The sequence below is a fragment of the Bradyrhizobium vignae genome (genome assembly GCF_900324035.1).
In the GTDB taxonomy this organism is placed as follows: Bacteria; Pseudomonadota; Alphaproteobacteria; order Rhizobiales; family Xanthobacteraceae; genus Bradyrhizobium; species Bradyrhizobium vignae.
On the sequence record NZ_LS398110.1, the window covers coordinates 3,947,053 to 3,963,553 of the forward strand.

The following is a 16,501-nucleotide window of genomic DNA, read 5'->3' on the forward strand; positions in this document are numbered from 1 at the left end:
GCTCCTTTCCCGGGAATACGCTTGCCGTCGCTGCGGCCACATTCAGGGTGGGCCCGCCAGACACCATTGGAAACTCATACTTAGGTTTGTATGTCGGATTTGTTTGGCCGAATCCCGAGCGCCTCGCTCATTCTCACCAGGTCGGCCAGCGATTTCGCGCCCATTTTCCGCATGATCTGGCCGCGGTAAATTTTGACGGTGATTTCCGCCAAACCGAGCTGGGCGGCCACTTGCTTGTTCATCAGGCCGGACGTCACCAGCGACAATACGTCTCTTTCCCGCGAGGACAATGACTCGAAGCGCGATCTGACGGTCGAGACCGTCCTGTTGAGGTCGCGTCGCTTGCGGTCTCGCTCGATCGCGGCCTGGACCGCGTCCAGAATGTCCTGGTCGCGAACCGGCTTGGTGAGGAAGTCGATCGCGCCGCTCTTCATGGCCCGAACGGTCATCGGAATATCACCATGGCCGGTGATGAAGATGATCGGCGTGTGGATATTTGCCTTGGCAAGATCGGCCTGCAGGTCGAGACCGCTAACTCCCGGCAGGCGGATGTCGAGCACGAGGCAACTGGGGACGTCTGGCGGCTTGGCCTGCAGGAGTTGCGGCGCAGAGCCGAATGCTTCGACCTTGAGGCCCACCGATTCGAACAGGTTGGTGAGCGCGCGGCGCATGGACGCGTCGTCGTCGACGATGAAGACGATCGGCTGATCGCCATCCTCCCCGGGCGGCGAAGATTGCGCGCGCTCGGTCACGATGCGTCCTCGCGATGCAGCGGCAGGGTGATCTGAAAAGTCGCTCCGTGCTCCTGGTTCGGCATGGCGGAAAGTCGCCCGCCATGGGCCTCGATGATCGAGCGGCAGATCGACAGGCCCATGCCCATGCCGCTGGACTTCGTGGTGAAGAACGGCATGAACAGGCGGTCCATCGCCTGTTCGTCGATGCCGGCGCCGCAGTCGGATACGCTCACCAGCACCGCGCCATTGTCGTCGGTCGCTGAACGGATCGCCAGCTCGCGCGGGCGGTCATCGATGCCTTCCATGGCCTCGATCCCGTTCTTGATCAGGTTGATCAGGACCTGCTGCAATTGAATTCGATCGCCAAAGATCCTGGGCAGTGTCGACGACAGCTCCATGCGAACCGACACGGCGTGGCTGGCCATCTCGCGCTGAACGAGCGCCACAGCCTCGCGCACGACCGCGCCGGCGTCGAGCGGCGCCATCTCGATATCGGAACGCTTGGCGAGCGCCCGAACGTGACGGATCACGTCGCTGGCACGCTTGCCATCCTCGATGATCCACTCCACGGAGCGGCGGGCCGCCTTGAGGTCGGGTGGACTGCGCTGCAGCCAGGCGAGGCAGGCGTCGGCGTTTGCAATCACGGCGGCGAGCGGCTGATTGATTTCGTGGGCAATGGACGCGGTCAGCTCACCCAGTGTCGTGACGCGTGTGACATGGGCGAGCTCGGCCTGGGCCTTGCGCAGTGCGTCTTCGGCCTGATCGGCCCGGATGGCCGCGGTCACGTCGGTGCAGACGCCACGATAGCCCAGGAAAGTGCCGTCGGCGTCGAAGAACGGCTTGCCGCTGGTCCGGACGTAGATCGGCTGACCGTTGCGGTCTTTGCTGCGATATACCAAGTCGCGGAACGGGATATGGGCATCGAGCGCCGCCCGATGTTGTCGCCATTTTTCGGGTTCGAGATCTGCGTCCGGAGCGATGTCCCAACGCGTCAATCCAATCAGGCCGGCGGGGGCGGTGTTTGTATCGGAGTGTTCCGATATCCGAGTAACCCGATGGTCCGGCCCCGTTTCCCAGAACCAGTCGGAGGCGGTTTCGGCGTAATCGCGAAAGCGCTGCTCGCTGTCACGAAGGCGGCGCTCCGCCTCTTTGGTCGCCGTGATGTCGGTCACCGATCCGACGAATTCCAATTGACCGCTCGCATCTCGCGTGGCCCGAGCCACCGCTCGGACGTACTTGATGGAGCCGTCGGGCATCACGAGCCGGTATTCGTGATCGTAATCCTTTCCCTCTCGGGCGGCCCGAGCCGTAGTCTGTTGCACTGCGAGCCGGTCGTCCGGATGGATCCGCGCGAGCATGAACGAGATCTTTGGCTTGGTTCCCTCGTCGCATTGAAAGATGCGGTAGGTCTCCTTGGACCAGGTGATCTCGCGGGTTGCGGCCTTCCAGCCGAAACTGCCGGTGTGGCTCAATTCCTGCGCCTGGGCGAGATAAGCCTCGCTCTGTCGCAGCGCATTCTCCGCTTCCTTGCGCTCGGTGATGTTCTCGCAGGCGACCAGCACGATTGGCCCGCCATTCGCCCGCAGCATGGTCTTGGCGTTCTCGCGCACCCATAGCACCGAACCGTCCTTGCGAACCTTCCGGATTTCCCAGGTGTGTGACTGATCAACAGTCTCAAGGCACAGCGCGATGCACGCGCGGACAGTAGCGCGATCTTCCTCGAAGAAGACATCCAGCACCGATCGGCCGATCAACTCCGCGGGCGTATAGCCCAGCTGCGCGGCGCCAAACGTGTTCACGTTCATGACAGTTCCGGCCGGGTCGACCATGAAGTACATGACCGGGTTGTGCTCGAAGACTTGCTGCCACTGCTTGACCGCTTCCAACAGACCGGCGTCACCGGGCTCAACGCGCGGCTTGGCAGTAACAGTGTGCCTGACACAGCCGACGAGGTATTGCGCGGCTGACTTCCCGAACGCTACTGCCCGGCCCGGCTTCATCGCAGACGCTCCCGGCGCTCTCTGCGTGAACGCAAGTAGAGCACGTTGCCGCCGAAGGAGCAATTCCAGCCAAAGTCGGACGGGCGGTCGCGACGGTCGTTGGAGTGGACTGCTCACCACCTTGTCCATTGCGGCGCATCAAGCATGCCGCGCCGGGCAGATTTTTCGCGGTGACGCTGCAGCCCGCGGGCCGTGCGCCGTCTCGTTGAATGCGAGGGCGGAGGCGGTGCGAGAGTCCATCCGGGCAAGTACGGGACAAACCTAGGTATAGCTTCTCCAATCCTAGTCATGTCGGCGATTTACTTCCGTACAATTGAGCGCTTCGTGCCGGGCGGACTAGCCTCGTGACCATCGGGAATGTCGACCACCAATCGCAGCGGTCGTACGGGTAGCGGGCTCAGACCTACGGGGCCGAAGCCTCTCACCGACCTGCAGCGACCGGGCACGAGGCCGTTCATTTCTCGAGAGGCAGCTGCGATCGCGGCAATTTACGACCCATGCGAGGTCGAACTGACAAAAGCGAGAGCAACAGAGGGAGAGAACAATGTGCGATACATCGGTAATTCCTGCGCGTCGCCCATCGGAGTTCGAGCGCTGCTCTTCGGTCAACGGCTGTGCGGTGTGCGGCGGCAAGTTCGGCCTGATCCGCCACTATTCGTGGCGTACCGCGCTCTGCTCCAAGAAGTGCGTCGATCGCTTCCGCACACGCCGCGAACGTGACCGCCGGTGGTTGTTCCAGGCTCAGGTCGCCTAAGGCTGAATTGGAGAGCTGACGTCGTTCCGAAGGTCTGATCCGGGAGCCCGTGCGTTGAACCGCCCATGCAAGCTCTTGTGCTCGATGGCTCTCCTCGGCTCCATTGCGGCGGTCCAGGCACAGGAGACGGAACACGGCGCCGCTCATCGCCAGCACCCGCCCCAGGACCAGGCGCTGCACGAAAAATTCTACTCGACCTGGCACATGCCGGACAATCCGAGCCTCAGTTGTTGCAACAGCGCCGACTGTTATCCGACCGACATCAAATACGTCGACGGTCAGATCTATGCCCGGCGCCGGGAGGACGGGAGATACATTCTGGTCCCACCGCAAAAGGTGGAGCGAAACAGGGATAATCCGGACGGCCGAAACCATCTTTGCGCTCCACCACCCGCACTGTCTCCGCTCGACAGCGTTTACTGCTTTGCTTTGGGAGGTGCCACATGAGATTTGCGTTCGTCCTCGTGAACGGCCGGACCCCGTTCCGGCAGACCTGGTGCATGCAGTGCCGCGAGCCGATCAGCGGCGGCTATCTCCGCGAGATCGCGACCCGGCTGCCTTACTGCGACCATCAGTGCTATGCGCTGTTCTGCGAAGCGCTCGCGAAAGATGGCGTGAGAGCGGCGTCATGAAGTTCGTGGTGGTCAATCACGAGCCCCCGTTGCACGCGGCCACGTGCAGCACATGCTCGCGGTCGCTCCGCTCCAGCTATGTCCGGCATGCGCGGACGCAGCGCCGTTACTGTGACTACGATTGCTACCGGCGCGACGAGCTCGTCACGTTGTTGATGCAATGGTCGGTGCCTCGGCGGACCGAGCCGTCTGCCGGCAACGTCGAGCTCACAGCCGGCAACATGATCGAGACGTTGGCGGTCCTGAGTGCCGTCTGGTGCTGGAGCTGCACGATCAACGCCTGGACCTTCGCGAGAGCCTTGACCGGCGCATATTTGGACGGTCGCGATCTGATCACGATGGGAGGAGGTGACACCTAGCTGCGCGGCTGCACTCGCGTGGAAGCCGCAGCACCCTATCCTTGCAGGCGGTGCGTCCAGCCCCGGCGGCGCCGACTAGGGAGCGGGTGCTGCGGCAGCCGCGGGTGCCGTTACACCGGCCTCGTGCGTAACCACGCGCTGGTCGCTCTTGCCGGCGACCAAGCCGCTGCCCTCGAACCTTGCGCGGTAGACCTGCACGTTCTCCATCACGCGCTGGACGTAGTTGCGGGTCTCCGACAGCGGAATGCGCTCGACCCAGTCGACCGGATCGACATTGGGATCCCTGGGATCGCCGCGCGCCTGCACCCATTCGCGCACCCGGCCGCGGCCGGCATTGTAGCCGGCAAAGGCCATGATCTGGTTGCCGCGATATTCCGACAGAAGCGCGCTGAGCTCGGCCGCGCCCATCTGCGTGTTGTAGACGGGATCGGAGACCATCCTGTCCCAGTCATAGGTGAGGCCGAACCGTTTGGCGGTGTCGCGGCCGGCTTCCGGCGTCACCTGCATCAATCCGACGGCATTGGCCGGCGACTTGTCGCGCTGATTGAACGAGCTCTCGGTGCGCGCCACCGAATAGATCACGCTGGTCTCGATCGCGGGCGCGACCTGCTTGTGCTCGGGGATGCCGATGGTCGGGAAGGCGTAGTGGTCGAGCGCGAACCCGCGCGCCAGCGCCGATTTGCCGACCTCCAGCATCACGCGCGCATCGTTGCGCCGGCCGGCAAGCTCGGCGAGCGCTTCGAGCGCCACGACGTCGGTGCTCTCCTGGGCAAAATCCTCGGCGTAGTAGAACGCCACGTCGCGCTCGCCGATGGCGTAGAGCATGTCGGCCGCGCGCACGCGCTCGTCCGTTGGCTGCGTATCGGCCGAGGCCAGCACAGGCGAGGGCGGACGCAGCTCGATCCGGTCGAGGCCGAGCTTTGCGCGGGCGAGCTGGCCGTAATAGGCCGTCTGATAGCGCGCCGCCGCCCGATAGCTCATGCGCGCATCGGCCGTCGCGCCCATGGCCTCGGCGGCGCGGCCGCGCCAGTAATGGGCCCGCGACAGCGCGATCGGATTGACCGAACCTTCGTCGATCGCGGCGAAGTGCACCATCGCCGTCTTGGGATCGTCGAGATAGCGCAGCGCGATCCAGCCGCACATGAAGTGGTAGTCGATGCGGTAGACTTCCTTATCAGGCACCGCGGCGGTGCGCACCACATCATAAGCAGTCTTGAACTTGCCCTGGTCGAGCAGCTTGCGCGCGAGCAGGCGACGCTCGCGCCACCAGGCGTCGGTGTCCTGGGCCGCCAAGGTGTCGGGCGCGGCGGCGAGGATCACCTCGGCAGCGTCGTCGATGCGGTCCTTCTGGAGGTGCCATTGAGCGCGGCACAGCACGTAGCCGAGATCGCGGCGCGCGTCGGCGGAGACGTCATCGAGAAAGTCCTTGGTCTTGCTCGCCTTGCCGGTGACCGCCGCGCAGGCCTTGACGATCGCGAGCGCATCCTCACCGAGCCGTTTGGCCGCGCGCCTGGCGCCGGCATAGTCCTTGGCGCCGAGACGCTTGTCCATGCGGGCCCGATGATCGTCCGCCGTGAGGAGATCGCGGAACGCCTCGTAGGCGTCCTCCTCGCTGCGCTCCGATAATTCGTCCATGCGCCAGGCGTCGCGCACGAGCCGTGCAGCCCTGTCGGTCTCGCCTTCGGTGAGCAGCACGCGAGCGAGTGCGAACTTGCCCTTGGCGCTGGTCGGCCGGTCCATCGTGAACTTGTGCACGGTGGCGGCGTCAAGCTTCTCCTGCCACAGCCGCGCCTCCGCGCGCCGGCGCAAGAGCGCGCTGCTTGGCCAGTCCGGATTGGCGGCGAGGAAGGCGGCGTAACGCTTGAAATTCGCGGTGCTCTCGGAATGGCGCAGCATGAACCAGTCGGCGAGCTTCTGTCCGGCGGGGTCGGCGATGCGGTCGCGCGCTGCGCTCGCGTCATCCGTCTTGCCCTTGCGCGCGAGATCGATGGCATCCTTCAGCGCGGCGAGATCGCCGGTCAGCGGCGGCGCTGCCGGCTTGTCCGCGGGCTCGTCGACCGTCTTTTTCGGCTTGCGCTTGGCCTCGGCGTGCTTGCCGCGTCGCGCTTTGCCGTCGGAGGCATGGCGGTGCTTGCCGGCTTTCGCCTCATGCGCCTTCTTCGGCGCGGAGGATTTTTGACTGCTCTTCGCCGCCAGTTGAGTAGGAAGGAAGGCCATCGCGGCCACGGCAACGACACACGCGAGCGAGCGTAGGCACTGGTTCATTCGATGGTCCCCCTGCGAAACCACTACAAACCAAGGTCCGCGACGACATGCGGCTTGCGAATCAACGATGCATCAGCGTCGTGTCGCATCCTCAAGCTGTCGCAACAATGCGGCAAAATACGGATTGGAACTGGGGAACTTCCGAAATGGCGGAAGAGGGGTTGTGTCTTTAATCTTCGTTAACGATTGGGCGGGACGTCAGGACGGCGCAGATTGCGCGTGTTCCCACAGCTAAATCCGTGTATGAGTTCCCTCGCTCGTCCTTTTGGCCTCCGCGCCTATGCCGATTTTCAACCAGTCGATCCGGCGCAAGATCGTCGGCATCGCCCTCGGATTGATCGTCCTGATGCTGGTCACCTCGGTCCTGTCGATGGTGATGTCGAGCCAGGTCGGCGTCCTCCTGGCCGAGCTCACCAACCGTTACATCCCGGCCTACAGCCATCTGGCGCGTGCCAATATTCGCTCGCTCGAGCGGGGGCTGGCGTTGCGGCGGATGATCATGACCAGGATGGAGGCACCGTCGGACGAGGAGGCCTACGCGGCGCGCGTTCGCGATTTCGAGGTCTCGGACCGCAAGATCGAGGAGGAGGCGGAGGCCGCGCGCAAGCTGATCAACGCGATCATCGACGACCCCAGGACGTATTCCGACAATGCTGCGCTGGGGCGTATCGATATCCGCATCGAAACCGCCGTCGCTGAGTTGCGCCGCGACCTGAGTGAGGACCATGCGAAGCTCCTCAAGCAGGTCGACGCGAGGCAGATGACCGAGGCCCGCGGCACGCTGGAGCACATCGACGTGCTGCGCGACCAGTTCAACCGGAAGATCGATGCGATCCGCTCCGACATGCTGACGCAGGTCTTCTTCTCGACATCGCAGGTGATCAGCCGCCAGCATCAGGCGATCATCGTCTCGGGCATCGTGACCTTGCTCGCGGCGATCGTCGGATTTGTCTTTGCGCTGCTGGTGAGCAGCGGCATCACGCGCCCGGTACGGCTGCTGCTGGCCGGCACCCGCGAGGTCGAGGCGGGCCGGTTCGACAAGCCCATCACCGTCTCGACGCAGGACGAGATCGGCGAGCTCGCCGCGGCCTTCAACCGCATGATCGAGCAGCTGCGCCGCAACGAGCGTATCCGCGAGACCTTCGGTCGCTACATCGACCCGAAGGTGGTGCAGGGTCTGATCGACCGGCCGGAGGTCGCCATCGACGGTGAGCGCCGGGTGATGACCATCATGTTCTGCGACATGAGCGGCTTCACCTCGATGAGCGAGGGCATGACCCCGCGCGGCCTCGTCAAGGTGATGAACCACTATTTCACCGTGATGTCCGCTCCCATCAGGAGCAATCGCGGCGTCATCGACAAATATATCGGCGACGCCATCATGTCCTATTGGGGCCCGCCCTTCATCGAGGAGGACGAGCAGGCGCTGCTCGCCGGCCTTGCCGCCGTCGAGATGGCCGACCAGGTGCCCGCGCTGCAGAAGCAGCTGCCGGATCTGCTCGGCATCCGCGCCATGCCGGCGCCGTGCGATCTGCGCATCGGCATCGCTACCGGCGAGGTCCTGACCGGCAGCATCGGCTCCGAGCTGATGATGAGCTTCACCGTGATGGGCGACGCCGTGAATCTCGCCGCGCGGCTCGAGGCAGTCAACAAGGTCTACGGCACCCGCATCCTGATCTCGCAGCCGACTGCGGATGCGATTGGATCGCGGCTCGAATTGCGCGAGATCGATCGTCTGGCGGTCGCGGGTCAAAGCGCGCCGCAGGCGATCTTCGAGGTGATGGCGAAACCGGGCGCGCTTACCGATGCGCAAGTGAGCCTGCGCAGGCACTATGCCAAAGGTCTCGCCGCCTATCGTGCCCGGCGCTTCGACGAAGCCCGTGCCGCCTTCAACGCGGCACTCGAGGCGGTGCCTGGTGATGGCCCGTCGCGCGCGATGCTCGGCCGCATCACCCGGTTTGCGGCCAATCCGCCGGATGCCAATTGGGATGGCGCCTGGCGGCTGGAGCAGAAATAGCCACGCCTCCGGTCCGGCATGCCGGGCCGGAAAAAAAGATGCTAGTTCATAACGATGTTCGCCGTGACCTATTTCCCGGGCTTAGGTTTGACGTCCCTCAGGCGTCTTATGGGGACACGCCGATGACACATCTCGAGGACAGGCTCGAACGGTTCGAGACGCTCACCGCCGAATGCGAGCTGATTGCCAAGCTCGCCACCGACAGCACCAAGCGCGAGTTCTATTTGAGGCTCGCGGAGCAGTACCGCCAGCTGGCGGGAGATATGCGGCAAGCGATCGCGACCAGGGCTGCGGCCTAAGCCGTCTGCAATCCGTTCTTAACGTTTGGCGCGCATCCTTGAAGCATGCGGGCGTCGCTGAATCGGCGACGGCTCGTGGTGGGAAGGCCGGGGCTCGTTGCAATGCAGCGTGCCTCGCGAGTGTCGTTGCCATGCCTGATAGGGCAATCCCATGCGCCTCGTTGCAGTGGTCATATTTGCGCTCATGACGGCGGCCTGCGATCAGGAGCAGGACATCACCGGCACGACGAATTCGACCTGTCCGATGCGGAACTACAGTTACAATCCACGCGACATGAACCAGTGCGTCAGCGCCTGCAAGGCGTGCGACCGCGGCACGACGGTCACCTGCACGACCTCCTGCACCCTCAAGGGAGCTCGCTGAGCGGAACCACCTGCTTTGCAGGGATCGCAACCGCGCGAAGAGGTTGCTGAAGTCGCAGCGCCACTCGCCCACGAGACTTGACGCTTGCGGATGCGGGAACCGATAGCGACCCGAGGTCAAAGGCTGGCGGTGCTTGGACACCGGAACGATTCACATGAATTAATCATTGAATGGGGCGGGCAGGCGCGGAGTCCGATGGAATGGGTATGCTCGATCCAGGTCGATTTCTGGTGTCGTGCTCGCATTGCGATGCCTGGCCGATGGCGGCCAATGTGAAGCGGACGAGCTGGTCTGCGTCCCCGCACGAGGTCCGCTTTGTCTGCACGCGCTGCCGCCGCGAGGAGACCGCGATCGTCTCCGCGTCCGGCGAATTGACGCCTGTCAAACGCGTCGATGTCCCGCCACACGATGTCGCTGTCGCCTGGGCCCGGGCCCAGCGTTTGCGCGGGCGGACCTGAGCGGCCGGCGGCGCCTCGGGACGTCGGGGGCGGGCTGTGGATCAGAGCGGGCGGACTGCACTGTCAATCCGATCCTGTTCTACAACACCAATCTCGATCCGACCCGCCGTTATGGCTCGGAGACCAGTGTCTCCTATCGCATCAACGATGCAGTGCTGGTGCGTTCCGGCGTGGCCTATATGCGAGCTGTCTTCCGCGAAGGCAGCTGGGCAGGCAACGACTTGCCGCTGGTGTCGCGCTACACCGCAAGTGCAGGCGTCACCTGGAACATCTGGCAGAATTACCTTGTATTCGACGCCATCGCCCGCTTTTGGTGCGAGCGCCGCATGGACAACGATCAGGCGGGAACGCAGAAGCCAATCCCTGCGGATGGCACGATCGACCTCAAGCTCAGTGGTCGCTGCTCGTCGTCACCGGTGCCTGGCTCGTGAACCAGACGATCGGCTTCAGCGCGTTCTACGCCATCGTTGCCTGTATCGCTTCTCTGTCAACCCACGGGCGCGAAAATATTCCACTTTACCGAAATTCGGAATTGGCGTATGTATCGCCCATCCCGGCTCATTCTCGAGGGGCGATCATGGAGGTCGTCATTGTCGCGAGCCGGGCTTGCGGTGGACGCAGCAGCGTCGTGTACGAGATGTCAAGGGCAGGGCGGATTGCTCTCCGTGAGCCCGAGGCTTCGTGCGGACGAGCGGCGCTGTCAGGTTCGTCGCGTCAGCATTTCGGTGGCAACGTGCACAACGCCGTCGAACCCTGTGGCGCCAACGAGCCGTGCGTACGGCAAAACCGTGTGGTCCTGGCCGTCGTTGCTACGGTCAAGCGCTTGCGGATGCGGCAGTCGCGTCAACCGGCGCGGCTGCCGGTGAATTCCGCGAGCGTGAGGGAGGCCAGAAGGAATTCGGCTCCCGGGAGAGCGCGGCATAAGCCGTCCGACCATCGCGCAGGGAAGGCCGAGTGATTGGCACCACCTGTATGCTGCTGTGCGGTCTCCTTTGCGCGTGCTTTTCGCGCAGCAGACCGCGGGTGCGAGGTCAGCACCCGGTCTTCCCCATAGGCGTTAAGGTAGCGCGAGCATCGATTGATACGGACGTTTTCGAGGAGGCTCGCGCAGGTGCCGCCCAAGCGCTCGCTTTCTGCGGCGAAAGCAACGGATGGTTGGTTGTGGAATGATCGCTTGTAGCAAGGATGCAACGAGTTGTTGCAAAACACGCCAAGCGCCAGGTGCCGTCAGGCGGCCTGCGTTCAGCGGGGAGAGTCCTCGAAGTCGCGGGCAAGCGGCTCGAGCAGCAGGATGATCAAGAGGTGTGCCAGCAAGTAGGGCTTGGCGGAGCGCGGATCGGTTCCAGGTGGCGTCTTGAGACCAATCAGACTCTTCAGTCGCTTGAAGCCAAGTTCGATGCGCCATCGCAGTCGATAGAGCGCGAGTACATCCTTGGTGGAGAACTCGTCCCGCGCGAGCGACGTGACCAGAATGACCCAATCCGCGGCTTCCAGAGTTTCTTTGGAGATGACGCGGTTTTCGTCTTGTGCGTCGCGCCGGGCTTTACGGCGCGAAGCCGCGACTGCACCGGCGGGCTTCTTGACTGCGACCAGACGCATAGCCAGAGGCGCACCGTCCTTGCGTTTGATCCAAATCCTCCGATCGATCAGTCCGTGCGCCTTCGCCGCACGCAATTGGGCCATCAGATCGAACGGAAGGCCTTTGGCATCAAGCCAACGTGCGTTCTTCCAGCCCGCTCGGATCAAAACGTCTGCCCCGGCGTCGCGCACAGCGGCGATGCGGTCAGGTTGTAGATAAGCGCGGTCAGCAATGCGGATCTCGTTCTTGACCACCGGTATCCGGTCAAACGTTTCGCCTTCTTGCTGATCTGTCAGCTCGAAGTGACCAAAGCGCTCATATGGCAGATCGAATGCACTATGAACGCGCCAAAGCTCACTGTTCCTGCGCGCAGCCGGTCCTGCCTGAGGCACTGTCGTCGCATCGATAATGCGGATCAGGCGGCCTCGGCTCGCTTTCGGGGCTGCCGCAGCGAGCAAGCCCTCCACCAGCACTGCAAACCAATCGCCACATTGACGCAGGCGATAGAACAACGCCACGCTGCTGAGGTCGGCAAGGCCAACAGAAGCGGCCCACGCGGCTGTCGATCTCAACCCTCTTTCACCCAGACAATAGGCCAGCATCAGCCGAAGTAACGACACCGCATCTGGAATTTGGCGCCGCCGCACGAAAGCCTTCGTCTGGCGCGCACTTATTTCAAGCTGCGCAGCCCCGCCGAGCTGCGTAACCACTCTCGTCCAGTCCTCGTTCAGAAGCGATTCGTCTGCCATCCCGCCTTGGAATCACGTGTGATTCCAACACTCAAGAACAAACTTAACGCCTATGCGGCCTTCCCTGCGCCCTTGTGTCCCGAAATCTGCCAGAATGTGGCAACGGGCGGTTGGATCAGAACCGCCCGTTGCCGGAACTGAGCCCGTTGCGCCCAAAGGCGACAGAGCCTGCTAAAGAGCAAGGGACAGCTCCGGTGTCTTCCTGAACCCGAACAGTTGCAAGGGCTGCGAGCCCGTACCAGGCAAGGAAGGGAGTGGATGATGACACAAGACGATCTGGTTGTCGTCGGCATCGATGTCGCTAAAGACAAGATTGATGCGTGCATTCGGACCGTAACGGAGCGGCAAGCGGCGGCTACGAGCGGGTATGGGCCAAGGCGTTGCGCCAAGCAGGGCTGGAAGTACGGATCGTCGATCCCAAACGGGTTCGCCACTTTGCGGAATCGGCGGGACGCCTTGCGAAAAATGACAAGATCGACGCGGAGATGATCTCCTGGTTCGCCGAGACATTCGGCGAGGCTCCCAGCCAAGTCGACAATCCCGCTCACGAGGAGATGAAGGCACTGGTGAAGGGACGCCAAGGCCTGCTTGACGTCAGGGCTCGCCTGGAAAATGCAGAAGGAGCATGAGGCGCCGGCCCTTGTTCAGAAGGCTCGCGCGCGTCTTCTTAAGAAGCTGGCTGACGAAATCGCCGCGCTCGAGACCGCGATCGCGGCGACGATCAAGACAACGCCGGACTTTGCCAAACGTGCCGAGATCATCCAGAGCGTACCAGGCTTTGCTGAGGGGACCGCAATGGCGCTGCTTGGAGGACTACCGGAGCTGGGGCAGGTGAGCGACGAAGTTGCCGCCGCGTTGATGGGCGTTGCTCCTTATGACGACGATAGCGGCAAACGTCGAGGTGAACGCTGCATCAAGGGTGGCCGCCGCTGGGTGCGAAATGCCCTCTACATGCCCTGTGTCGGTGCCGCAACGCTGAACAATCCGGTGTTCAAGGCCTTCTACGAACGGCTGATTGCCAAGGGCAAGCCGCCAAAGGTCGCGATCGTCGCCTGCATGCGCAAGCTGATCATCATCCTCAACACCATGATCGCGCGCGGCGAGACGTGGGATCCGAAGAAATACAGGGTGGCCTGACGAGCGCGCCTATCTCGCGCTCGGACCTCGGCCGAGCGCATGCAAAGCCAACAGACCGGTGAGCGGACGGGGTCAAGGCCGTCAGCCGCCGCAGGCGGGGGCGCGCCAGCGCCAGCCTTGAGGCCGGCCGATCGCCGGGCTACTTCGCCACAGTTGCTCTTGGACAAGAGCGGCGAGAGATGACGCAAAGCTCGGGCGAATTGAGCCGCGAGGACGCGAAGGCATGTCTGCGATTCGAAAGTGCTGAAGTTTATGAGGCGATTGCCGGTTGGTGCGCGCCTCCTTGGCCAAGCCTGGTGTGCTATTCCTTCCGAAAGATCCTGAGTTGTGGATTGCCATTGCTATTGCGGTATTTAGGTAGCGAGCTCCGTGTCTTCCCGGTAACGATTGTTCCTCTTGAGCAACACCCATCCCGGATTTAACCCTCACCGCCGGCGGTTCGCATGGCCGCCGCTTTTTGGCCACACCCGAACATGAATAAGATCACTCTAATGTTTTAAAGGGTAGCGGCGGCGGTCTTCGAAGGCGACGAGAAAATCCCAAGGTCGATTCAAATCTTGGCTCTGATTTTTCGGGTCTGAAAGGGTTGGCCGGGGAAGACTGGTTGCGATGAACGCCAAGACCGACAAGCAGAGGCTGCCGAGCCGTCACGTGACGGAAGGTCCTGCGCGCGCGCCGCATCGGTCCTATTTCTACGCCATGGGTCTGACGACCGAGCAGATCCACCAGCCCTTCGTCGGCGTCGCCTCGTGCTGGAATGAAGCCGCTCCCTGCAACATCGCTTTGATGCGCCAGGCCCAGGCGGTGAAGAAGGGCGTGGCATCGGCCGGCGGCACCCCGCGCGAATTCTGCACCATCACCGTCACCGACGGCATCGCCATGGGCCATGACGGCATGCGCTCGTCGCTGCCGTCACGCGAATGCATCGCCGATTCGGTCGAACTGACCGTGCGCGGCCACGCCTATGACGCGCTGGTCGGCCTTGCCGGCTGCGACAAGTCGCTGCCGGGCATGATGATGGCGATGGTCCGCCTCAACGTGCCCTCGATCTTCATCTATGGCGGCTCGATCCTGCCCGGCAACTTCCGCGGGCAGCAGGTCACCGTGCAGGACATGTTCGAGGCGGTCGGCAAGCACTCGGTCGGCGCCATGTCGGACGAGGACCTCGACGAGATCGAGCGCGTGGCCTGCCCGTCGGCGGGCGCCTGCGGCGCGCAGTTCACCGCCAACACCATGGCGACCGTCTCCGAGGCGATCGGACTCGCGCTGCCGTACTCGGCCGGTGCCCCGGCGCCTTACGAAATCCGTGATGCGTTCTGCATGACCGCGGGCGAGAAGGTGATGGACCTGATCGCGCAAAATATCCGGCCGCGCGACATCGTCACTCGCAAAGCTTTGGAAAACGCGGCTGCCGTGGTCGCGGCTTCCGGCGGCTCGACCAATGCTGCGCTGCACCTACCGGCGATCGCTCACGAGGCCGGCATCAAGTTCGACCTGTTCGACGTCGCCGAAATCTTCAAAAAGACACCATATGTCGCGGATTTGAAGCCGGGCGGCCGTTATGTCGCCAAAGACATGTTTGAAGTAGGTGGCATACCGCTTCTGATGAAGACGCTGCTCGACAACGGCTTCCTGCACGGTGATTGCCTTACCGTCACGGGCCGCACGATCGCCGAAAACCTCAAGAGCGTGAAGTGGAATCCGCACCAGGACGTGGTGCACCCGGCAGACAAACCCATCACCGTGACGGGCGGTGTGGTCGGTCTGAAGGGCAATTTGGCGCCAGAAGGTGCGATCGTGAAAGTCGCGGGAATGTCCAACCTCCAGTTCACCGGTCCGGCCAGGTGCTTCGACCGGGAGGAGGATGCGTTCGAGGCGGTCCAGAACCGCACCTACCGCGAAGGCGAAGTCATCGTGATCCGCTACGAGGGGCCGAAGGGCGGTCCCGGCATGCGGGAAATGCTCCAGACCACTGCGGCGCTGACCGGCCAGGGCATGGGCGGCAAGATCGCGCTCATCACCGACGGCCGCTTCTCCGGCGCCACCCGCGGCTTCTGCATCGGCCATGTCGGGCCGGAGGCGGCGGTCGGCGGCCCGATCGGGCTGCTCGAGGACGGCGACATCATCGAGATCGACGCGGTCGCCGGTACCCTTAACGTAAAATTGAGCGACGCCGAACTCGCTCAGCGCAAGACCAAATGGAGCGCTCGCGCGACTAACCACACGTCGGGTGCTCTCTGGAAATATGCTCAGCAGGTTGGACCAGCGGTCGGAGGGGCAGTGACCCATCCGGGCGGCGCGCACGAGAAACAGTGCTATGCGGACATCTAGGCGTGCCATAGTTGCGTTTATGTTGGGGGCGGCTGCGCTGGCCGCGCCGGCGTTCGCCTTCGACGGCGCGCCGGTCAATCCGAAGGACGCGACCATCCCGGTCGTGACCACCCTGCCGGGCGCTGCGGGTGCGGTGCGCGCCAAGGTTCCGCCGGCGGTCGCAGCCCAGGAAACCTCGCTGAGCGCACTGCAATATGCTGCCGAGGGTGGCCACCCCATCGCACAGTGGAAGCTCGGCCGCATGTACGCCAACGGCGACGGCGTCGCCCAGGACGATTTGCGTGCCTTCGAATATTTCAGCCGGATCGCCAATGCGCATGCCGAGGACAGCCCGTCGGCGCCGCAGGCGCAGATCGTGGCCAATGCCTTCGTCGCGCTCGGCCGCTACTATCTGGCCGGCATTCCGAATTCGAAGATCAAGGCCGATCCTGACCGCGCGCGGGAGATGTTCTCGTATGCCGCATCCTATTTCGGCAACGCGGACGCGCAGTACGACCTCGCCCGCCTGTACCTGAAGACCCCGGACGCCTCGCGCGAGGACTTCCGTTACGGTGCACGCTGGCTTGGCCTCGCCGCGCAGAAGGGCCAGCACCAGGCCCAGGCACTGCTCGGTCAGATGCTGTTCAACGGCGACCGCCTGCCGCGGCAGGCCGCGCGCGGCCTGATGTGGCTGACCCTGGCGCGCGACAGCGCAGGCGCCGAAGAGACCTGGATCAAGGAAAGCTACAACCGCGCCTTCGCCAAGGCCTCCGACGACGACCGCGCCATGTGCCTGCAAATGCTGGAACAGTGGGTGCAGGGCCGCCGGGAATAGCTCCACGAT

Annotated in this window: 15 protein-coding genes and 1 pseudogene; 12 read left to right on the plus strand and 4 right to left on the minus strand. The window is 63.5% G+C overall.

Features of this window, described 5'->3' with window-relative positions; translation table 11 throughout:
* Positions 1–80: 80 nt before the first annotated feature.
* Together BRAD3257_RS19205 and BRAD3257_RS19210 are read right to left on the minus strand one after the other, a co-directional pair.
* A complete protein-coding gene (locus BRAD3257_RS19205; RefSeq protein WP_244607990.1) occupies positions 81–752 on the minus strand; it encodes a response regulator transcription factor in 672 nt (223 codons plus the stop codon).
* Positions 749–2,734 (minus strand): PAS domain S-box protein, encoded by a 1,986-nt coding sequence (locus BRAD3257_RS19210; protein WP_122403112.1) that lies wholly within the window; start codon positions 2,732–2,734, stop codon positions 749–751. Before BRAD3257_RS19210 ends, BRAD3257_RS19205 begins: the two co-directional genes overlap by 4 nt.
* A gap of 544 nt (positions 2,735–3,278) precedes the next feature.
* On the opposite strand from BRAD3257_RS19210, the gene BRAD3257_RS19215 reads away from it, so the two are divergent.
* The 3 genes from BRAD3257_RS19215 (at position 3,279) to BRAD3257_RS19230 (ending at position 4,479) form a co-directional block, all read left to right on the plus strand.
* Positions 3,279–3,488 carry a hypothetical protein gene (locus BRAD3257_RS19215; RefSeq protein ID WP_244607991.1) on the plus strand — a complete coding sequence of 70 codons (210 nt, stop codon included), beginning with the start codon at positions 3,279–3,281 and terminating at the stop codon, positions 3,486–3,488.
* Positions 3,489–3,931: 443 nt separating this feature from the next.
* Positions 3,932–4,120, plus strand: a complete 189-nt coding sequence (locus BRAD3257_RS19225) for a hypothetical protein (RefSeq protein ID WP_122403114.1) — start codon at positions 3,932–3,934, stop codon at positions 4,118–4,120.
* Positions 4,117–4,479 (plus strand): hypothetical protein, encoded by a 363-nt coding sequence (locus tag BRAD3257_RS19230; RefSeq protein WP_122403115.1) that lies wholly within the window; start codon positions 4,117–4,119, stop codon positions 4,477–4,479. Before BRAD3257_RS19225 ends, BRAD3257_RS19230 begins: the two co-directional genes overlap by 4 nt.
* Before the next feature lie 75 nt (positions 4,480–4,554).
* On the opposite strand, the gene BRAD3257_RS19235 is transcribed toward BRAD3257_RS19230, so the two are convergent.
* Positions 4,555–6,744, minus strand: a complete 2,190-nt coding sequence (locus BRAD3257_RS19235) for a lytic transglycosylase domain-containing protein (protein WP_122403116.1) — start codon at positions 6,742–6,744, stop codon at positions 4,555–4,557.
* A gap of 280 nt (positions 6,745–7,024) precedes the next feature.
* Between BRAD3257_RS19235 and BRAD3257_RS19240 the strand changes: the two genes are divergently transcribed.
* From BRAD3257_RS19240 to BRAD3257_RS19255, 5 genes and pseudogenes are all read left to right on the plus strand, one after another.
* Positions 7,025–8,761, plus strand: a complete 1,737-nt coding sequence (locus BRAD3257_RS19240; protein WP_122403117.1) for an adenylate/guanylate cyclase domain-containing protein — start codon at positions 7,025–7,027, stop codon at positions 8,759–8,761.
* 122 nt (positions 8,762–8,883) lie between these two features.
* Positions 8,884–9,060 (plus strand): hypothetical protein, encoded by a 177-nt coding sequence (locus BRAD3257_RS40340; RefSeq protein WP_164937104.1) that lies wholly within the window; start codon positions 8,884–8,886, stop codon positions 9,058–9,060.
* Between the two features lie 151 nt (positions 9,061–9,211).
* Positions 9,212–9,424, plus strand: coding sequence for a hypothetical protein (locus tag BRAD3257_RS19245; protein ID WP_122403118.1), 213 nt, complete (start codon positions 9,212–9,214; stop codon positions 9,422–9,424).
* A 200-nt stretch (positions 9,425–9,624) separates the two neighbouring features.
* Positions 9,625–9,882, plus strand: coding sequence for a hypothetical protein (locus tag BRAD3257_RS19250; RefSeq protein WP_122406651.1), 258 nt, complete (start codon positions 9,625–9,627; stop codon positions 9,880–9,882).
* A gap of 65 nt (positions 9,883–9,947) precedes the next feature.
* Positions 9,948–10,280 (plus strand): annotated as a pseudogene (locus BRAD3257_RS19255) (TonB-dependent receptor domain-containing protein); the annotation flags it as partial.
* A gap of 844 nt (positions 10,281–11,124) precedes the next feature.
* On the opposite strand, the gene BRAD3257_RS19265 reads toward BRAD3257_RS19255, so the two are convergent.
* Entirely contained in the window at positions 11,125–12,210 is a 1,086-nt protein-coding gene (locus BRAD3257_RS19265; RefSeq protein ID WP_122403119.1) for an IS4 family transposase, read from the minus strand.
* Between the two features lie 320 nt (positions 12,211–12,530).
* On the opposite strand from BRAD3257_RS19265, the gene BRAD3257_RS41075 reads away from it, so the two are divergent.
* From BRAD3257_RS41075 to BRAD3257_RS19280, 4 genes are all read left to right on the plus strand, one after another.
* The gene (locus tag BRAD3257_RS41075; protein ID WP_244607992.1) at positions 12,531–12,839 is read left to right on the plus strand and encodes an IS110 family transposase; all 309 of its coding nucleotides are present in this window, start codon (positions 12,531–12,533) and stop codon (positions 12,837–12,839) included.
* Positions 12,823–13,347 (plus strand): transposase, encoded by a 525-nt coding sequence (locus BRAD3257_RS41080; protein WP_129142818.1) that lies wholly within the window; start codon positions 12,823–12,825, stop codon positions 13,345–13,347. The genes BRAD3257_RS41075 and BRAD3257_RS41080 overlap by 17 nt, the downstream gene beginning before the upstream one ends.
* 609 nt (positions 13,348–13,956) lie before the next feature.
* A complete protein-coding gene (gene ilvD, locus BRAD3257_RS19275; protein WP_122403120.1) occupies positions 13,957–15,678 on the plus strand; it encodes a dihydroxy-acid dehydratase in 1,722 nt (573 codons plus the stop codon).
* A complete protein-coding gene (locus BRAD3257_RS19280; RefSeq protein ID WP_122403121.1) occupies positions 15,665–16,492 on the plus strand; it encodes a tetratricopeptide repeat protein in 828 nt (275 codons plus the stop codon). Before ilvD ends, BRAD3257_RS19280 begins: the two co-directional genes overlap by 14 nt.
* Positions 16,493–16,501: the final 9 nt, after the last annotated feature.

Bases quoted from the DNA above. Each gene is read 5' to 3' on its own strand.
- BRAD3257_RS19210 (WP_122403112.1), bottom strand. From the start codon at position 2,734: ATGAAGCCGGGCCGGGCAGTAGCGTTCGGGAAGTCAGCCGCGCAATAC.
- BRAD3257_RS19215 (WP_244607991.1), top strand. From the start codon at position 3,279: ATGTGCGATACATCGGTAATTCCTGCGCGTCGCCCATCGGAGTTCGAG.
- BRAD3257_RS19225 (WP_122403114.1), top strand. From the start codon at position 3,932: ATGAGATTTGCGTTCGTCCTCGTGAACGGCCGGACCCCGTTCCGGCAG.
- BRAD3257_RS19230 (WP_122403115.1), top strand. From the start codon at position 4,117: ATGAAGTTCGTGGTGGTCAATCACGAGCCCCCGTTGCACGCGGCCACG.
- BRAD3257_RS19235 (WP_122403116.1), bottom strand. From the start codon at position 6,744: ATGAACCAGTGCCTACGCTCGCTCGCGTGTGTCGTTGCCGTGGCCGCG.
- BRAD3257_RS19240 (WP_122403117.1), top strand. From the start codon at position 7,025: ATGCCGATTTTCAACCAGTCGATCCGGCGCAAGATCGTCGGCATCGCC.
- BRAD3257_RS40340 (WP_164937104.1), top strand. From the start codon at position 8,884: ATGACACATCTCGAGGACAGGCTCGAACGGTTCGAGACGCTCACCGCC.
- BRAD3257_RS19245 (WP_122403118.1), top strand. From the start codon at position 9,212: ATGCGCCTCGTTGCAGTGGTCATATTTGCGCTCATGACGGCGGCCTGC.
- BRAD3257_RS19250 (WP_122406651.1), top strand. From the start codon at position 9,625: ATGGGTATGCTCGATCCAGGTCGATTTCTGGTGTCGTGCTCGCATTGC.
- BRAD3257_RS19265 (WP_122403119.1), bottom strand. From the start codon at position 12,210: ATGGCAGACGAATCGCTTCTGAACGAGGACTGGACGAGAGTGGTTACG.
- BRAD3257_RS41080 (WP_129142818.1), top strand. From the start codon at position 12,823: ATGCAGAAGGAGCATGAGGCGCCGGCCCTTGTTCAGAAGGCTCGCGCG.
- ilvD (WP_122403120.1), top strand. From the start codon at position 13,957: ATGAACGCCAAGACCGACAAGCAGAGGCTGCCGAGCCGTCACGTGACG.
- BRAD3257_RS19280 (WP_122403121.1), top strand. From the start codon at position 15,665: ATGCGGACATCTAGGCGTGCCATAGTTGCGTTTATGTTGGGGGCGGCT.